This window comes from Halorussus litoreus, from assembly GCF_003382685.1.
Lineage (GTDB): Archaea > Halobacteriota > Halobacteria > Halobacteriales > Haladaptataceae > Halorussus > Halorussus litoreus.
Genome location: NZ_QLVG01000095.1, coordinates 1 through 2,239, shown reverse-complemented (window position 1 = coordinate 2,239; position 2,239 = coordinate 1). Strand labels below are relative to the sequence as shown.

The window sequence follows — 2,239 nt, the reverse complement described above, 5'->3', positions numbered from 1 at the left end:
TGGCGTGCGCGCAGTTCTGCGCGCACGCCAGATATCCCGCTGAGCGACCGCGAGCGTGCCGAGGGCTTTCGAAGACCTGTCTCCCGTCTCGTCTTTCAGGAGCGCGCCGAGAGCTTTCGAAGACACGTTCCCAGATTTCCGGTTCACGGTGACTCTCCGAGCAGCACTAACGAAGCGACGAAAACAGGGAACCGAAAAACGAAAACTCGAATCCTAGCTCCGAGCCTTCCGAACCGCCGCCACGACGCTCACCAGCGCGACCAAGAGACCAACCATGCCCGCGACCTTCCCACGAACGCCGCTTCGTTCGCCACCGATCTCCGGCTCGGGGCCGTGTTCGTACTCCTCGCTCTCGTACTCGTCCGAGTCGCCGCTCTTGAGCCGCCACGCCAGCACCGCGACCCCGACGACCAGCGCGAGCGCGCCGAGGAGTTTGCCTTTGCCACCGCCGGAACTGCTGCTCGAACCGGACTTGCTCGCGCTCTGTGATGCGCCGGGGTATCGGCGCTCTTCGATCAGCGCGGGCTTTTCGAGGTTGATTTCGATAATCGCCATACAGTACGCGTCGTCGCTCGGCTACGAATAGGTTGCGGCTGTGCGGGTTCTGGGATGTCTTCGGGTCACGGAACACCGCGCGCTGCGAATCTTCCAGAAGAAGCGAACTACTACTTGAACCTCGGAGAACCGCACAGCACCGCGACCACCTAGCACAGCACCGCGACCGCACAGCCCGCACCGTAACCGCGACCGCGACTACCCCGCACCACAACCGTGACCGCAAACAGGGAGGTTGTCGAGAAGAAGCGCGCTACTGCTTGCGCCTATGAAGACCGCACCGCGACCGCACCGCACAGCACCGCAGCCGCGAGGAGGGCGACCACTGCGGTTATCGGGCTGAATCCGGGGATACCGCTGCTGTTGTCGGCAGTGGTCTTAGGTTCTCCGGCGGGTTCGGTCGCGCCCGCGGTCGTCGTCTCCCCCGAGGCGGTCCACTCGTCGAGCGTCGTCGATTCGTCAGCGTCCGAGTCGGTGGTAAGCGCCGTCGTGTTCCCGCCAGGGGTCGTCATCCCGTCGGTCGCGAGCCCGCGAATCGACACGGTGCGCTCGGAGAAGTGATTCACCGCGACCGCGACCTCGGTGGCGGCGTCGGCCTGCGCGTCACCGTCGGCTGCCTTGCCGACGAGATACCGCGACTGCCCGCTTCCGACCGCGCTCTCCAGTTGGCTGTACGTCGCGGCCTCCGCGGCGGCCGTGCCGTCGACCGCTACCTCGACGCCGTCCGGAGTGTCGAGCAGCTCCTCCGAGACGCTCGTGAGCAGAATCGTCCCCTCGCTGGTCGTCCGGTTCACCGCGAGCGAGAGTTGGCTCTCCGAGGTTCCGGCAGTCTCGACCGCGACGCCGTCGGCGTAGGTGACGGTATCGACCGTCACCTGCTCGGTCGCGGTCGCGTTCTCGCTCGTTTCCCCGACGGAGCTGCCGTTCGCAGCCGTCACGTACACCTCCGCCGTCGCCGCGCCCTCGGTGATGAGCCGTTCTCGCGTCTCGTCGGCGTCGACCTTCTGGTCGGGGTAGGCCCGGACGACGAGGCGGCCGTCACCCCCGAGCCGCGCGGTCACGCCGCCCTCCTCGTTGACGGTCACGGTGCCATCGCCGACGACGAGGAGGGTGGCCTCGGTGCCGTTCGCAGTCGTGAACTCGATCTGCGAATCGCCGTCCGCCGAGGCGTTCGCGTCCGCCGGGAGGTCCGCGACCGCGTAGTTCGAGGCGTTCCCCGACGCGACCACGAGGACGCCCCGGCGGTTGTCGTGGGCCGCGATGGTCGCACTGCTCCCCGCCACGAAGCGGGCCGCGGAGTCAGTCACCGCAGCGCCGGGCGTCGCGTTCGCGTCGACTGTCGTCCCGGCGAGCGGCGCGCCGTCGAGGTCGGTCACGGTCGACAGCGACGCGTTCGCGTCGACGAGACCGTCGGCCGCGACGCTCCGCTCGGACTCGACCGCCAGCGAATCTAGGACCGTCTCGCCGCCGACCGCGTAGTCGGTCAGGGCGCGGTCGTCGACCCCGAACGAGACGTGCGTTCCGGCGTAGCTGTCGTCCGAAGACTGGAGCGGGTCGCCCGAGGACTGGACGGTGCCCCCGGGTGATTGGAGGGCACCGCCGGACGGTTGGAAGACCGTTCCGGGCGATTGGATGGCCGCTCCGGATGCTCGGTCGGCGACCCGGTCCGCGGCGGAACCCGCGG

Annotated in this window: 2 protein-coding genes; both read right to left on the bottom strand. The window is 68.2% G+C overall.

What is annotated here, in order from left to right:
* Positions 1-213: 213 nt before the first annotated feature.
* On the bottom strand, positions 214-555 hold the full coding sequence (locus tag DPQ64_RS18415) for a hypothetical protein (protein ID WP_115863415.1): 342 nt from the start codon (positions 553-555) through the stop codon (positions 214-216).
* Between the two features lie 266 nt (positions 556-821).
* Positions 822-2,239 (bottom strand): hypothetical protein (locus tag DPQ64_RS18410; RefSeq protein ID WP_115865745.1); only part of this gene is annotated, 1,418 nt, incomplete at its 5' end.

Bases quoted from the DNA above. Each gene is read 5' to 3' on its own strand.
- DPQ64_RS18415 (WP_115863415.1), bottom strand. From the start codon at position 555: ATGGCGATTATCGAAATCAACCTCGAAAAGCCCGCGCTGATCGAAGAG.